A 13,693-nucleotide genomic window follows, 5' to 3' on the forward strand; every position below is an offset into this window, starting at 1 on the left:
GCGGTTGAGCGGACCGCCGCCGCGGGTCTTTGTGAGCTGGGACAACAAAGATTCCTTCCGAATCGCTTCCGCGCATTTTCCACACCGCCTTTACTGGCTCCGATCCGGGCACCCTTCCTACAGACCCATATATTAAGTTGATGAAGTAGATATTCGTCGATCTCCGCGATGCCTGGACCTTTGGCTGAAACAACAGTGTGCCCTGTTGTTTCAGCCAAAGGTCCAGGCATTGTCGTGTCCGCCACCGTCCGCGCAGCGTCCCTCGGTAGTGAGGCTCGCGAAGCGAGTCGTCTTCTCTTGCCTGCTGGCGACGGACCTTCATCCGTGGCGTGAGAACCGCGAAGTGGTCACATCGCGATAGTGAAGCCGGCCGTCTGAACCCGCGCCCGGTCGCGCTTGCCATACTGCTGGGTATATGACTCTGGCCGCGCTGACGACGGCCGCGACGGTGGAGCTGCGGTACGCTGCCCCGCATGGTTGAACCGGACACCGTTACGACGGCGGACATCACGGCCTTGTCGCAACTAAGGGAAGCCGTAGGTGCTCGGTTCCTCGGATACGTTCTTGCTTGCACTCCTGACGCTGCTGAAGAACTTCTGAGCGGTACTCGTAACCTTTCCGCTAAACAGCTACCTGTGGTGCGGCGTATGTCAGCGACTCTGAACCTCCTTCCTGCTGACCTCGCCCCTGATTTAAAGACCAATGCCATTCAGTATTTGCTGGTTCAGGTCGAAGACGGCCGCACAATGGCGGCTCGCCTGAGAGCACAGGTGAGAGATGATGAGGCTGTGCCCGTTACCGCCGAGCCTGGGTTAGAACAACATATGGCGGCACTTGCGTTTGATGCTTACCCGGCCTTCCTCTACCCGAATGAAGAAACGGAGTGGCCATTCTCAGACAGGCCTAACATCAATGTTTCACGCATCATCCACCAGCATCCGCAGTACAAACAATTTCTAAGCGCAATACTTAGTGACCCGAAAATTGGCAAGAAGTTCGTCAAAACCTCAAATGAACTTGGCCACTACACCCATGTCTACAGCAATGTAGGGCGCGGAGGCGGCCAGCAGTTGGCGATGCTGCCGGAAATCATCATGATGAACGCGCTACGACGCCTAAAGATCGCCGCGTTGGATCCGATAGCGTTCGTTGAGGCTGCTGTGGACGAGTTGAAGCTATCGCGGACCATTCTCGGCGGCGGCCAGAATCACGGAGCGACAGTAGCAGCGAAGGTCGCGTTTACCGGCATCTTACTGCCACCTGGCGCGACTTTAGACTTCGCTGGGGCTATCATCCGCGAAGTCTCCGAGGCGGATCGACGTTACGCACCTGCCGCGCTTAAGGGGAAGTTGTCGGGCGAAGACGCAGCTGGTAACCACGCAACCGTCAACTATGACGGCGACGTACTAATGGAGTACAACTTTCCATATTCGGCGCGGGTAAGTAGCGAGCCAATTGACATGACTGGCGGATGGCCGAACGACCTCTATCCCCCGTCCGAGATCGACGCCATCATCCTGCATCTTAGATTCGGCTTGATGCTGGCTATAGAGCGGGAATCTCGGGCTCAGCTTGTTCCAACGTGGCGGTTATATCAGGCACCTTTGGAGTCTGCTTCCTCGCTCTCTTGGTATGACCCCAGGCATGGCGTCGGAATAATGCCGGTCGCACTGACGGCGGACGAATTCACAGCTTGGAGTGGTTGGTGCGAGAAGCTAAGCGCGCCGCACGTTAGCAAAATCGACGTGGCACTAAGCCGCATTCTCCGAGCTGTAGCCGAGAGGCGTGAGCCATCAGACCTACTGGTCGACTCGGTTATCGCGTGGGAAAATATATTTGGCACCAAGGAGGGCGAACCTACATTCCGAATCACAGCGTGTCTCGCCAGCCTCCTTGAAGACACGCTTGAGAAGCGGCTCGCCCTGAGGACCAAACTTTCCGCCATCTATACGCTTCGAAGCGACGTCGTGCACGGGAATCGACCCCTCAAGCGCACTGAATTCGCTACATGCTATGAAGCTCTAGACATCGCCATTCGTGCGGTGAAAATCCTGTTGTCCGATCGGTCGGACATTCTCCAACAACCGGACGGCGGCAGACGGAGCGCCATGCTACTCCTGGGAGGATAGTCAGCAGCGGCCCATTTTGCTCTTGCCTGTCCATCGGCGGCCGTCCGGGGCGCCAGAGCCCGCGAAGCGGTGACACGGTGACAGGCGCCTCGCCCCACGGCTGTAGCAGCAGGTCAGCACGCCTATACGCCTGTCACCGCACGGTGGTGACAGGCGTTGACAACGGTGACAGGAAAGATCATCGCCGGTCAGCGGTCCTCGCCAACCCCGGCCGCGCGATCTGCTAGCCTGCTCGAACATAAGTTCTAACGACACTTCCCCGCCGCACCGCTACGCAGGGAGTTCGCCATGTCCGCACCCGCCTCATGGCGCGCCGGAGTCAGGGTCACTGACCCCACCGACGTAGCCCGCGCTCTCACTGTCGTCCGTGAGCGCGCCGCAGGCCGAGCCAACACCACGGACATGAGCCATCCAGTAGCGCCGGCCGCCACACTGGACCAGAGCCGCACCGCCCCCGCGCTTCCCGTGCACGATGCGCTGAGTGGACTGCTGCCATGGCAGGGCGGACTACGCCGTGGATCGGTGGTGTCGGTCGTCGGCTCCACCCTGCTGGCCCTGGCCCTGTTGGGCGCGGCATCGGAGCAGGGCTCATGGTGTGCGGCCGTGGGAATGCCCGACCTGGGATTGATCGCGGCGGCGGAGGCAGGGTTGGACGTCAGCCGCTTCGCCCTCGTCCCGCACCCCGGCTCGCAATGGGTGGATGTGGTTGGTGCGCTGCTGGATGGATTCGATGCGGTGATGATCCGGCCCCCGGCACGGCCCACCGTCCGGCTCGCGTCTGCGCTGGCCGCCCGTGCCCGCCAGCGCGGCGCAGTACTGCTGCCTATGAGCGCCGACTGGCCGGGCGGTGACCTGACGCTGTCGGTCACCGCCCGGCAGTGGCACGGGCTCGACAAGGGCCATGGACGCCTACGCCACACCGACGTCACCGTGGACAGCTGCGGTAAAGGCTCAGCGGGCCGGCCGCAGACGTCCCACGTCCGCCTGCCCCTGTCGGCCGGATCGATCGCCCCGGACGCCACCGCCAAACGGCACCTCCGTGCGGTGTGAGCCGCCGGTGCCTTCTGCTTTCAGCGCCCCACCTGCCGCAGCCGTGGCCGGCGCCGATCGGAGTGACCACGCCGACGACCCGCACAGCCTCACAGCCCACCCGGCCAGAGTCATCCCCGCACCACGACGGCCTGGATAACGCGGCGCTTGTGGATAAGTGCCTGATCATGAGCTGGTGTGCTAGCGGCTGAGGCGGTGACAGCGGTGACACGGTGACAATCGGCCCGACCCGACGGTGTAGTCCCTGGTAAATGCGCATGTGGAGGTGTCACCGCACGGCGGTGACAGGCGATGACAATGGTGACAGCGAAGATCGCTCAGACGTTGTTCTGGCGGGCAATTAGGTGACCCAGCTCTACCGCCACGAGCCCACCGGTATTTGATGATCGAGTCAAACGGTCGACTTGCACCTGCAGTCTGGTTTTCTTAAGCTAGTCGCCCCTATCGCTGAAAGGAAACGCATGGCCGAACGAGTTACTGAACGTGTCCGCGAATGGCACGCATGGGCAGGCGACCTAGATGACCTGTCCCGACTCGGGAGCGAGGTCGAGGCCCTCTATAAAAAGCTCTGCGATATAGCTGCTGCAGACCTTGAGGAAACCCTGGCCGCACTACCAGAGCCACGAAATGGCGACGAAGGAGCGTTCCGTCGCAGGATCCTTCGTGAGCAGATGCGTTTTCGGATGACTGCTGCTGACGGTCACGACCGTGTATCAGGCGAAATAAACGAGGTCCGACGTGAAATGGACAGGCGGACTACAACTGAGGTCTTGTTTGAGGCAGAACTCAATTATGGTAAGGATTCGCTCAGTGTTACGCTTCGACGCAACCGCAACCCGTACGCTAGCCAAGCAGTACGTTTGCATGTAAGGTCACACAATAGTGGATGGGCGCGCGAAGCGTTTGCCCACCTGTCGGACCAGGTGCAACGTGGCATACCCTGGTGGCACAAAGTGCACTCTACGACGGGTGCAGCGATTTTCGCTGGGCTGAATTACGCAGTTATCTTTTGCACGTTAGCATTGTTGTTCTGGCCTATGATTAAGCGCGAAAACTACAGCATCCTAATAAGCCTTGCCACGCTTCTAATATTTGCGATCGCAGGAATCGCGGGACGTTTGCGTCTCTGGGTCTTTCCCACCTTCGAAATAACGGGCAGCGAAGGCATACCGAAGGGCAATCGCGTCGCACCCTACCTTCTCACCTTGGCTGCCTCGATCGTCATCGGAATCATTGTCAATCGAATCTCTTGACATAACTCGTGAGCCGCTCGGCGTACATCACTGTGGAAGACGGGAGGTCCGGCTGGTTGCTGACATTGCTGGGCGGCTCGGCACGGTTCTGCGGCATCACGCCCTGGTCCACGATGCCAATTGGGTCGGGCACGTCGATGGTTGCAACCTTCCAGCCGCCCAGCGGCACCTTGACCGCCGTAACGACCCACGTCTCCGTGGACTTGTCCAGCTTGAAGCGCCGGTCACCGGGCATGAACCGGCCCTCCGATGCCCACTCGACTTCGTACGTCAGCACGGCCCGACCGCCGTCAGTGCTGCGATCCTTCGGTCGGAGCCGCAGCGTCACGTGGTAGCCGTAGTCGCGCTGCACATCCCACCAGCGCGCGAAGGCTCCCCGCGGCTGCTCCGACGTGATCAGCGAGTCAAAGTCATCGTCGTGAACGCCCTGGTAACGCAGGCCGTAGCTCTCCCCCTCCGGGCAGTCAGCTTCTGACAGGTGCCCAGCCTTGTGGTGCCACTCGCCCAGCTCTGACAGGCACGACGTAGCTTCCAGCGCGTTTATCGCGGCTTCCGGCGACTGCCCACCGACCAAGCCGAACCTGCGCGTACGCGTCCACAAGTGATCCCCAAGCGCCACCAGGTTGCCGCCGAGCAGCACGAGCACGGCCACCAGGTAGGCCTTCCTGCGGCGTAGTCGCGCCGACCACCACCGCCGGAGGCCGCCACCGGAAGATTTGTTGCCGAAGGGTGCGAACTTCAGCTGCGCCAAGGGAAGATTTGCGGTCGCACGGCTGGCTCCCATGCGCCAGGCGGTCAGCCCGCCCAGCACCGCGAGTACCGCCCACCCCCAGAGCAGATACCCCCAGGGCCACGACGGATCGCGCATCCACGCCAGGCTGAACACCGCGTACGTCAACAGGAATGGCATCTGCGTAACGGCGACTCGCGCACGCGCCGGCCGACCGGCGAACGCCCACCAGCACACCACCGCGTGACCGCTGACCACCAGCGCGGTACACGCCGCGAAGATTCCAACCTCACCTAGCTTCGTCTCACCGAAGAACTTCAGCAGCCCGAGCGCCCCACCGGCCAGGCCTCCACCACACGCCGCCACCATGAACACGAAGAGGCCGCCAATGGCGACCCCAACGCTTGACTTTGAAGTTGGGTTGATTCCCATGTGCGGATCTTAAGGAGGTGGATCAAGGAGACTCATGCGACGAGGCGGGCGACTACGGCCGTCGCATCGTCGTGTGGCTTGCCGCGCCACCGCCCCGGATCGGGATCGTCGGCTTCTGCCGTACGCACGGCCTCGACAAGGGAGCGCGGCCCGCACCGGTCGACTTGAGAGAAGACGTCAGCCCAGTTCCAGCCGTACCGCTCAACCAGCCTCGTCACGCCATCCGACATGAGGCTAATTCGCCGCACGTCCTGGCGGGCGAGCGTACCCGTAAGCGACTCGTACGCGGCGGCGCCGTCGGTTGCAGCCACCCAAAAACCGCCAGGCTTATTGCGGACGCTGGCGACGAAGTTTGTGTCGTATCGACGCACGTCGGCGACGATCACGGGCGCGTTGGGAAGGTGGTCGGCCCGGTCGTCAGTAGCAGAGCCGGTCGACCCATCGGCCAGCAGCCATGCGACCGTCGCGTCGCCCAGAACGAGCCACTCAACCTGGCTGTCGACCACTCGCACGATTGCAACTGTTGCGGCTGGCGTTAGTGGATGGCGTAGATCACAGGCAGCACCGTGGTCGCCCGCAGTGCGCTCGATTGCGTAGGCAAGTATGTCGGGCAGCGTGTGCTCGCTGGCTGTCACCAGTCCATCGCCGAGGTTGAGCCCGAGTCGGTTAACGAACCACCGCACTGTGTGCTGGCAGCCCACGTCGGGAACGGGATAGCTCGACACACCGTCGAGCACCACGGCCCATTGCCCGGAGACCAGCAGGAAATCGTCATTGGTACCGCCCGGAGCGGGCTCCGAGACCGTCACAGCGTCGAGCACGGCACATTACCTCAATCAGGGATCGGGAACTCGTAGGCGAAGCTGACCATGTCGCCTGCCAGCGTCGCGAGCATTACCTCCACCGCCTTGCCGGTGGTGTCGAATGTCGTGCGTACCAGGTTCACGACAGGCGTACCTGCGGGGAGTCGAAGGGCGACCGTCTCGGGGCCGGTGGGCATCCGCACCGTCCACTCCTCAGAGATCCGGTCGAGTCGGTATCCAGCGTCCTCAAGTCGGGCGAAGCCACCCCCCGGCCCTGTGTTCTCTTCCCTGATTAGCGTGCCCTCAACCACCTTCAGCTCGTAGTACGAGTCCGCGAGCTGATTGGGGCGGTCGTTGATGAGCGTCGTTCGCCGACGTACCCACACCGGTGTGCCTTCCGCGATTCCGAATTTCTTCGCGACGACGGCGGGTGCCGGCACTTCGGCTAGCTCCCGGATGACCTGACTCGCCGTGTGACCCTGCATGTCGGCTTCGGCGGTCAGGATCGGCTTGCCGTTCTTCCACGTGCTGCGCGAGTACCTGTCGATGCCGTGCCGTCTCGCGGTGGGCCGCTCCCGGACGAACGATCCCTTGCCCTGGACGGTAACCACGAGACCCTGTTGGCGAAGCAGGTCCAATGACTTCCGGATCACTGCCAGGCTGCAACCGTATGTGCCGGCGAGGTCATCAAGGGTCGGGAGTTGCTGACCAGGCGCATATTCGGCGCTCTCGATGCGAGCGCGGATCTCGTCCGCCACGCGGACCTGTAGTGGCCGCGCATCGGTGTAGCCAGATGCCGTCATGCAGCCACTTTATCGCGGGTTTGAAGGTCTGCATACAGAGGGCTTGACGTGCGCCGCCCGCCGCGTTTACGGTGTTCAGCATGTTTGCGTGTCTGCATACAGGCCGGCAGACAGGCAAAGCTGAGGCTTGGTGGGTCGGGGAAGGCGGCTAGCGCCGCGCGCCCTCCTGTCGATGACCGCTTGATCCTTGAGAACTTCATAGCGACAGGTAAAGGCGCTGGCTACGGCCGCTCCGGGAATCCCTGCCTTGAGCCACATGGTGGCCGACCCCGACGTGTTCGGGCGAGCGGGGCGGACGAGCGGATAGCGAGCGCTGTTGCATCACCTACTGCAACTGACGAAGACCGTGGGGCCGGGACTTGTGCCCGGCCCTCGCGGTAGCCGCCATGTCGCGGTGAAGAAGGTCCGAACAGCAAGCGGTCCTGGCGGGGGTGCATCCCCGCCGGGACCTTTCGCATCCCATCCCACCTGCGAAGGGAAGTCAGCGATGCCTGTGCAGGCTATCGCGTCGGCGCACGCCGACGAACCGACTGAGGCCGAGTTGGCCGCGATCGAGCTGGAATGGCCGCTGATCGCGGCCGAGCTGGAACTGACCAGCGCCGAGATCACCGTCCTGACCGCCGACCATCCGACCGAGCTGGACTGGCGCAGGCTGCGCCGCGCCGAGCGCCGCCGCCTGCGCGCGCTGGCCGAGCTGCTCGACCTGCCCGCCTCCGACCGCAACGCCCTGGCCGGCGTGCCGGGGAGGGTCCATGCGCGGGCAGCTTGACCTGTTCACGAGCGAGGCCGCCGAGCTGCCCGCCCCCGCGCCGCCGGCACAGCGGGCGGCACTGCCGCCGCTGGAAGCCGGGCAAGTGCGCTACCGCACGTTCGCTGGCCAGCGCGACTGTGACGACTGCTGGTCCGCACAGTCCGCGGCTGCCACTGAGCGCAGACCGGTGCCGCTGCGGCGCCGGGCGACCAGCCTGCGGGAGACCACGACCGGCAAGACGCACCTGTGCAAGCCGCACGAGATCGACCGCCAGGCCAGCGATGGTGCGCGATGACCACCCAGCACACCCCCGCCGCCCCGGCCGCGATGCGGCGACCCTCACAGACTTCCTCGATCGGAGACCTCGCCATGACCGCACCCACCAGCGCCTACCCGCCCGCCGTCGCCGACCTGGTCGACGACTTCCGCAAGTGGACCGCCGAGCTGGGCACCACCCCTTCACAGAACGCCACCAAGGCCAAGTTCAAGGTCGGCACCGACAAGGCCCGCGCGCTGCTGGCCACCCTCAACGCCCCCGCCGCCGACGAGCGGTTCACGGTCATCCCGGCCGAGCAGCCGCCCGGCGAGCCCACCGCCCCGGCCACGGAGCCCCCGCCGAGCCCGGTCACCGCACCGGTCCCAACCGTGCCTGCCGAGCCGATCACGGTCCCGGCGTCGCCGCAGACGGCGGCTGGCGCAGACCTGGGCACGAAGATCGCTCCGGCGGTCGCCGAGACGGCCCCCGCTGCGGCGGAGCGGATCAAGTCGAAGAAGCGCATTCGGTCGTGGCCGGTGTTCGTCATCGGCCTTGGCGCGTTCGTCGGGATCTGGTCCGGCTGGGTGGAGCTGGGCAAGCTCACGGGGTTTGGCGAGGTACACCCCCTGCCCGGCATCGCCGACGACTTCAGCCTCAACACCGCCATCACGCTGCCGCTGGGCATGGAGGCGTACGCGGCATACGCGCTCAAGGTGTGGATGTCCACGGCCATCCCCGTGCGGGCGCGCCACTTCGCCCGCTGGTCCACCATTGTCGCGCTGCTGGTCGGCATGGCCGGGCAGGTCGCCTACCACCTCATGGCTGCCAACGGCGTCACGGCCGCCCCCTGGCAGATCACCACCGCCGTCGCTTGCCTCCCAGTGATCGTGCTGGGCCTGGCTGCAACCCTCGCCCACCTGGTCGCGACCGGCGGAGAGGGCGTCGCCGACCACAACTGATAGCTATCTACGCAGGCCAACGTGTACTCGTGACTCTTCAGTACCAGTGTCTTGGTGTTAGTGAACTAACTCGCGCCCGCGATCCAGTCAAATAGCGGCCCCCACCTGCGGACTAGTTGATCGATCACGCCCAGAACTACAAAGGCCGCTGCTGGCACCATAAAGAAGGCCATAGCTAATACGGCAAACGCCCATGCCACGCGATGTTCGGTCCAGATGGACTTGGTTTCGCTCTCCCGAAGATCCATGCTGCCGACCAGGTGGGCGGTTGTGGCGAAGGCATGCCAAAGCACCTGAAGTGTGGGCACGGTGACGACCAATGCCATTCCTGCTGGAAGTGCGAGGCTTACCACATCGTCGCTATTGAGGAGCGAGCGGCCGGCGGCTTGCTGCAATGCCTCTAGCTCTGCTGCCAGCAAGAGCGGTAAAAGGCTTGCCGACATGATCAGGATCATGACCCTGCATGTGGTTATGGCGACAACCAGCCATTCCCTGCCCGGATGTGATTGAAGCGTTTTCGATACGAATTCTTTCGGTTCGGTCTTTGTCAACGTACGAATCTCTAGGATCGCTCCAAGCATGAACACCGGGATTACCTGTGCGAGCAATTCCGCGAAGTCGTTCTTAATCACGCGTTCATTGGAGCAGCTTCCGTCCACTGGAGACATCCGTCGATTCGGCGGGACACGGCCCGCCCTGCCAAGAACCGGCCGTGTCCTGCTCACCCCTCGAAGGGAGCAACTCAGTATGACCAGCCTCAAGGCGGTCCCGCGATGAGTGACCAGCCCTGCGGGCAGTGCCCGGTCCTGCAGGCCGAGGTTCAGGCGCAGGCCGCGATCATCGCCCAGCTCAACGCCACGGTGGCGTGGCTGCGGGAGCGGCTCAACGGCCTGTACTCGGCGGTGATGGGCGTGGAGACGCTCATGCGCGAGCAGGCCGAGCAGCCCACGATTCCGCGTGGCCGGCTGCTGTCGCAGATCCACGAACGCCTGATCAACGCCCTGATCGATGTCGAGCGGAGGTAGACCGATGGCACTGACCCCGATCGTGTTCAGCGACGACGACGAGCCCACCAACCGCGCCACCGTGCCCGGTCCGGCCGCGCCGGTGGACGCCGAGTCATACACCGTGTACCGGCCCGACCAGGGCGCGCCGGTCGACGTGCCCAACGACGGCGAGATGACGTTGACGTGGAAGGACGTGACCAGCGGCGACAAGCGCCGGGTGCCGCTGGTGCCCGCGTGGATGCTGTCGGCGCACACCCGCCGCGCCACCGTCCGCGCCCTGGTCAACGACGCCGGGTACTACGCGGCGTTCCACACGCTGCGCGCCCCGTGGTACGGGCTCAAGGTCGCGTTCTACGCCCCGCGCGGCGCGTGGCGGCTGGCGCGGCAGGTGCTGCGGTGGGCCAGCGCGGAGGAGGGCAACTGGCAGCTGCGCCAGCACGCCGCCGACCGCAACGACCCCCACACCTGGCAGGCGTTGAACCGCACCCGCGCCAAGGAGTCCAAGCCCCGGTGGATGCTGCTGGGTGCGGCCACCACGGCGACCGGTGTCGGCGCGGCCGTGCTGTCGGCATCGCAGGCGCTGCCGCCGGTCGGCTGGTACGCCGCCGCTGCGGCAGCGGTGACGTTGGCGGCGCAGGCGGGCAAGCCCGCCGACCGGCCGATCACCGACCGCGTGTCCAACACCCCCCGGTTCACCCGCCTCACCGCCGAGCAGGTGCGGGCGGCGCTGGTGTCGTTGCGGCTGGCCGGGCTGACCGACCCCGCGCAGGTGGAGTTCCCTACGCCGATCCACCGCGACGGGCCGGGCTGGCTCGCCAGGGTCAACCTGCCCCTGGGCATCGAGGCGGTCAAAGCGATCGAGAAGCGGGCGGCGCTGTCGTCGGCGCTGCGGCTGCCGGTCGACCAGGTGTGGCCGGCGGCCGGGCCGGAGCACGCCGGGCAGCTCGACCTGTGGGTCGGCTACCAGCCCGCTTCCAAGATGGGCAAGCCGCGGTGGTCGCTGCTGGCCGACAACGCCGTCACCAGCGTGTTCGCTGAGGAGGAGTTCGCCAGCGACGAGCGGCAGCGGCCGGTCAAGACCACAGGGTTCGCCCGCTCGTTCCTGGTCGGTGGCCAGCCCGGTTCGGGTAAGAGCTACGCCGGGCGGTCCCTGGCGCTGGCCTGGTCGCTCGATCCCACGGTGGAGTTCAAGATTGCCGAGTTCAAGGGCACCGGAGACTTCATCGACTTCGAGCCGCTGTGCTCCACCTACGTCGTCGGAGTCGACGACGAGGCCATCCGGCAGGGTGGGGCCATCCTGACGTGGGCGCTGGCCGAGGCCGAGCGGCGCGGCAAGCGGATCCTGGCCGCCAAGCAGGCCGGACTCGCGCCGGAGGGCAAGGTCACGCCGGAGCTCGCGTGCAAGCGCGGGTCCGGGCTGCACCCGATCGTGATCCTCATCGACGAGGCGCACGAGCTGTTCGCCGCTGACAAGGACGCCGCCGACGCGGCCGAGCGGCTGATCAAGCGGGCGCGGGCGCTGGGCATCATCGTCGTGCTGCTCACCCAGATTCCGGACAAGACGTCGCTGCCGCCCAACATCACCCGGTGCGTCACCAACCGGTGGTGCCTGTCGGTGCAGGGGCAGGTGGAGAACGACATGATCCTCGGCACCGGCGCCTACAAGCGCGGGATCACCGGCACCGTGTACCGGCCGGTGGTCGATGCGGGTTGGGGAGTCATGACGGGCGGGCCGTCGCCGGTGTCGGTGCTGTCGCAGTACCCGACCCCCGAGCAGGCCGCCGCGATCATCGCCCGCGCTATCGCGCTGCGCGGTGGCCGCCGACCGGTCGGCAACGACCTGCCGCCGGCGCGTGACTTGCTCGGTGACCTGCTGGCCGTCGCTGTCGAGAACGGGCAGCACTGGTCGGTGGCCGCTGCGGCGCTGACCGAGCGGTGGCCGGAGTCCTACCCCGTGATGACCGCCGACGCGCTGTCGGAGATGGCGCGCGCCCTCGGCGTCCCGTCACAGGGAGTGAAGGTCGCGGGGAAGGTGCTCAAGGGGTACCGGCGCGACGAACTGTCCAAGATCCTCGCACAGCGAGCGCAGCCCGAGCAGAGGTAACGCCAGCGGTAACGGCACGGGTGAAGGTAACGCCTGCGTTACCCGTGCCGTTACCCCTCATCCCGTTCCCTGCCTGCGACGACTCCGACCAGGTAACGGGTAACGCCACGCCCGAAACCGGCCCCGAAACAGCCCGTGGAGGAACCTCGTGACACCCGAACTGATCGTTACCGCCACCCTCATAGCCGCAACGTTCATCTATGTCCTGCTGTGCTGGATCTTGCCGTTCGGGCGCTGCCACGCCTGCTCCGGCACCGGCACCCGCACCACCCTGCTTCTACGCAGAGTCACATTCTGCCGCCGTTGCAAGGGCTCCGGGCTGCGCCTGCGCATCGGCCGCCGCGTCTACAACGCGGTTGCCGACGCCCGCGCCCAGGCCGACACCGCCGCCCGCGCCAAGGACGGTGCCCGATGAACCAGCCCCACCTGCTCGACCTGTACTGCTGCTCCGGCGGAGCCACGCGCGGCTACCAGCAGGCCGGATGGCACGTCACCGGCGTGGACAACGTGCCCCGTCCCGACTACTGCGGCGACGACTTCCACGAGGGCGACGCGGTCGCGTTCGCCCTGGCCCACGGGCACCGGTTCGACGCGATCCACGCCAGCCCGCCCTGCAAGGACCACAGCCTGCTCACCGTGTCCAACCGCAAACGCCCCGGCTGGAGCGACGGGCACGTCAACCTCATCCCACCCACCCGCGCCGCGCTGCTGACCTCCGGCCGGCCGTGGGTCATGGAGAACGTCGTCGGCGCACCCCTGCGCCCCGACCTGATCCTGTGCGGGCTCATGTTCGGCCTGCGCGTGTTCCGCCACCGCGTGTTCGAGATCCACGGCTTCGCCGCGCTCACCCCACCACACCCCAGCCACCGAGGGCACCGCGTCGCCGGCTGGCGGCACGGCGTGCGCCACGACGGAGACATGGTCGCCGTCTACGGCGACGGCGGAGGCAAAGGCACCACCGACCAGTGGCAGCAGGCCATGGGCATCGACTGGACCACCGACCGCGAAGCCATCTCACAAGCCATCCCACCGGCATTCACGCACCACATCGGAGAGCACCTGCTCAACATCATGGAGGTGAGGTCATGACCCGCGCACTGACCGACGGCCGCCCCGCCCGCCGCCACAGCGGCGGGCACCCCGACTGGTGCGAGGGCGGGCACCACTGCACGGCGCTGACCCTGCCGACCGGGGAGCACGCCTCCCGCCCGGAGATCTGGCTCACCGATGTGGGCCGGTTCATCGGCACCCGCTACCGCGACGGCCGCGACCACATGGAACTGCGGATCGTGCTGAACCTCGACGACCACGACGACATCGCCCAAGCCCAGTGCCGCCACCTCATGGCCCTGGCCTACAAAGTCGTCTGTCGCGCATTTGGCCGGAGCGAGGGTGCCGGTGCTCGGTAAACGATGC

15 protein-coding genes are annotated in these 13,693 nt (G+C 65.5%); 11 read left to right on the plus strand and 4 right to left on the minus strand.

The genetic code is table 11. The annotated features are described in order from the left end of the window. The first annotated feature begins 473 nt into the window (after positions 1-473). From AB0J67_RS05585 to AB0J67_RS05595, 3 genes are all read left to right on the plus strand, one after another. Positions 474-2,129, plus strand: a complete 1,656-nt coding sequence (locus AB0J67_RS05585; protein ID WP_363476578.1) for a hypothetical protein — start codon at positions 474-476, stop codon at positions 2,127-2,129. Between the two features lie 402 nt (positions 2,130-2,531). Next, positions 2,532-3,179, plus strand: coding sequence for a hypothetical protein (locus tag AB0J67_RS05590; protein WP_363476580.1), 648 nt, complete (start codon positions 2,532-2,534; stop codon positions 3,177-3,179). A gap of 461 nt (positions 3,180-3,640) precedes the next feature. Further along, a complete protein-coding gene (locus AB0J67_RS05595) occupies positions 3,641-4,432 on the plus strand; it encodes a hypothetical protein (RefSeq protein WP_363476582.1) in 792 nt (263 codons plus the stop codon). On the opposite strand, the gene AB0J67_RS05600 is transcribed toward AB0J67_RS05595, so the two are convergent. The 3 genes from AB0J67_RS05600 to AB0J67_RS05610 are packed head-to-tail and all read right to left on the minus strand — an operon-like array spanning position 4,416 to position 7,200. Further along, a complete protein-coding gene (locus AB0J67_RS05600) occupies positions 4,416-5,594 on the minus strand; it encodes a hypothetical protein (RefSeq protein WP_363476584.1) in 1,179 nt (392 codons plus the stop codon). The two genes, AB0J67_RS05595 and AB0J67_RS05600, sit on opposite strands and share 17 nt — an antisense overlap. 32 nt (positions 5,595-5,626) lie before the next feature. Beyond that, entirely contained in the window at positions 5,627-6,415 is a 789-nt protein-coding gene (locus AB0J67_RS05605) for a protein phosphatase 2C domain-containing protein (RefSeq protein ID WP_363476586.1), read from the minus strand. An 11-nt stretch (positions 6,416-6,426) separates the two neighbouring features. Next, a complete protein-coding gene (locus tag AB0J67_RS05610; RefSeq protein WP_363476588.1) occupies positions 6,427-7,200 on the minus strand; it encodes a GntR family transcriptional regulator in 774 nt (257 codons plus the stop codon). A gap of 487 nt (positions 7,201-7,687) precedes the next feature. Between AB0J67_RS05610 and AB0J67_RS05615 the strand changes: the two genes are divergently transcribed. The 3 genes from AB0J67_RS05615 to AB0J67_RS05625 all read left to right on the plus strand — a co-directional run bounded on the left by AB0J67_RS05615 (position 7,688) and on the right by AB0J67_RS05625 (position 9,166). Then, complete coding sequence (locus AB0J67_RS05615; RefSeq protein ID WP_363476590.1) at positions 7,688-7,969, plus strand: DUF6284 family protein; 282 nt, start codon at positions 7,688-7,690, stop codon at positions 7,967-7,969. Next, the gene (locus AB0J67_RS05620) at positions 7,953-8,246 is read left to right on the plus strand and encodes a hypothetical protein (protein ID WP_363476592.1); all 294 of its coding nucleotides are present in this window, start codon (positions 7,953-7,955) and stop codon (positions 8,244-8,246) included. Before AB0J67_RS05615 ends, AB0J67_RS05620 begins: the two co-directional genes overlap by 17 nt. A 74-nt stretch (positions 8,247-8,320) precedes the next feature. Beyond that, positions 8,321-9,166: an ABC transporter permease gene (locus AB0J67_RS05625; protein WP_363476594.1), complete on the plus strand. Its 846-nt coding sequence runs from the start codon at positions 8,321-8,323 to the stop codon at positions 9,164-9,166. A 65-nt stretch (positions 9,167-9,231) separates the two neighbouring features. Here the strand turns inward: AB0J67_RS05625 and AB0J67_RS05630 are convergent, their stop codons facing one another. Further along, positions 9,232-9,798 carry a hypothetical protein gene (locus AB0J67_RS05630; protein WP_363476596.1) on the minus strand — a complete coding sequence of 189 codons (567 nt, stop codon included), beginning with the start codon at positions 9,796-9,798 and terminating at the stop codon, positions 9,232-9,234. 141 nt (positions 9,799-9,939) lie between these two features. On the opposite strand from AB0J67_RS05630, the gene AB0J67_RS05635 reads away from it, so the two are divergent. From AB0J67_RS05635 to AB0J67_RS05655, 5 genes are all read left to right on the plus strand, one after another. Continuing rightward, positions 9,940-10,191, plus strand: coding sequence for a hypothetical protein (locus AB0J67_RS05635; RefSeq protein ID WP_363476598.1), 252 nt, complete (start codon positions 9,940-9,942; stop codon positions 10,189-10,191). 4 nt (positions 10,192-10,195) lie between these two features. Then, positions 10,196-12,277, plus strand: a complete 2,082-nt coding sequence (locus tag AB0J67_RS05640) for a cell division protein FtsK (RefSeq protein WP_363476600.1) — start codon at positions 10,196-10,198, stop codon at positions 12,275-12,277. A gap of 148 nt (positions 12,278-12,425) precedes the next feature. Further along, positions 12,426-12,692, plus strand: a complete 267-nt coding sequence (locus tag AB0J67_RS05645) for a hypothetical protein (RefSeq protein WP_363476602.1) — start codon at positions 12,426-12,428, stop codon at positions 12,690-12,692. Next, entirely contained in the window at positions 12,689-13,366 is a 678-nt protein-coding gene (locus tag AB0J67_RS05650) for a DNA methylase (protein ID WP_363476604.1), read from the plus strand. Before AB0J67_RS05645 ends, AB0J67_RS05650 begins: the two co-directional genes overlap by 4 nt. Continuing rightward, on the plus strand, positions 13,363-13,686 hold the full coding sequence (locus AB0J67_RS05655; RefSeq protein WP_363476606.1) for a hypothetical protein: 324 nt from the start codon (positions 13,363-13,365) through the stop codon (positions 13,684-13,686). Before AB0J67_RS05650 ends, AB0J67_RS05655 begins: the two co-directional genes overlap by 4 nt. Positions 13,687-13,693 lie beyond the last annotated feature (7 nt).

Source organism: Catellatospora sp. NPDC049609 (assembly GCF_040675365.1).
Lineage (GTDB): Bacteria > Actinomycetota > Actinomycetes > Mycobacteriales > Micromonosporaceae > Catellatospora.

Bases quoted from the DNA above. Each gene is read 5' to 3' on its own strand.
- AB0J67_RS05585 (WP_363476578.1), top strand. From the start codon at position 474: ATGGTTGAACCGGACACCGTTACGACGGCGGACATCACGGCCTTGTCG.
- AB0J67_RS05590 (WP_363476580.1), top strand. From the start codon at position 2,532: ATGAGCCATCCAGTAGCGCCGGCCGCCACACTGGACCAGAGCCGCACC.
- AB0J67_RS05595 (WP_363476582.1), top strand. From the start codon at position 3,641: ATGGCCGAACGAGTTACTGAACGTGTCCGCGAATGGCACGCATGGGCA.
- AB0J67_RS05600 (WP_363476584.1), bottom strand. From the start codon at position 5,594: ATGGGAATCAACCCAACTTCAAAGTCAAGCGTTGGGGTCGCCATTGGC.
- AB0J67_RS05610 (WP_363476588.1), bottom strand. From the start codon at position 7,200: ATGACGGCATCTGGCTACACCGATGCGCGGCCACTACAGGTCCGCGTG.
- AB0J67_RS05615 (WP_363476590.1), top strand. From the start codon at position 7,688: ATGCCTGTGCAGGCTATCGCGTCGGCGCACGCCGACGAACCGACTGAG.
- AB0J67_RS05620 (WP_363476592.1), top strand. From the start codon at position 7,953: ATGCGCGGGCAGCTTGACCTGTTCACGAGCGAGGCCGCCGAGCTGCCC.
- AB0J67_RS05625 (WP_363476594.1), top strand. From the start codon at position 8,321: ATGACCGCACCCACCAGCGCCTACCCGCCCGCCGTCGCCGACCTGGTC.
- AB0J67_RS05635 (WP_363476598.1), top strand. From the start codon at position 9,940: ATGAGTGACCAGCCCTGCGGGCAGTGCCCGGTCCTGCAGGCCGAGGTT.
- AB0J67_RS05640 (WP_363476600.1), top strand. From the start codon at position 10,196: ATGGCACTGACCCCGATCGTGTTCAGCGACGACGACGAGCCCACCAAC.
- AB0J67_RS05650 (WP_363476604.1), top strand. From the start codon at position 12,689: ATGAACCAGCCCCACCTGCTCGACCTGTACTGCTGCTCCGGCGGAGCC.
- AB0J67_RS05655 (WP_363476606.1), top strand. From the start codon at position 13,363: ATGACCCGCGCACTGACCGACGGCCGCCCCGCCCGCCGCCACAGCGGC.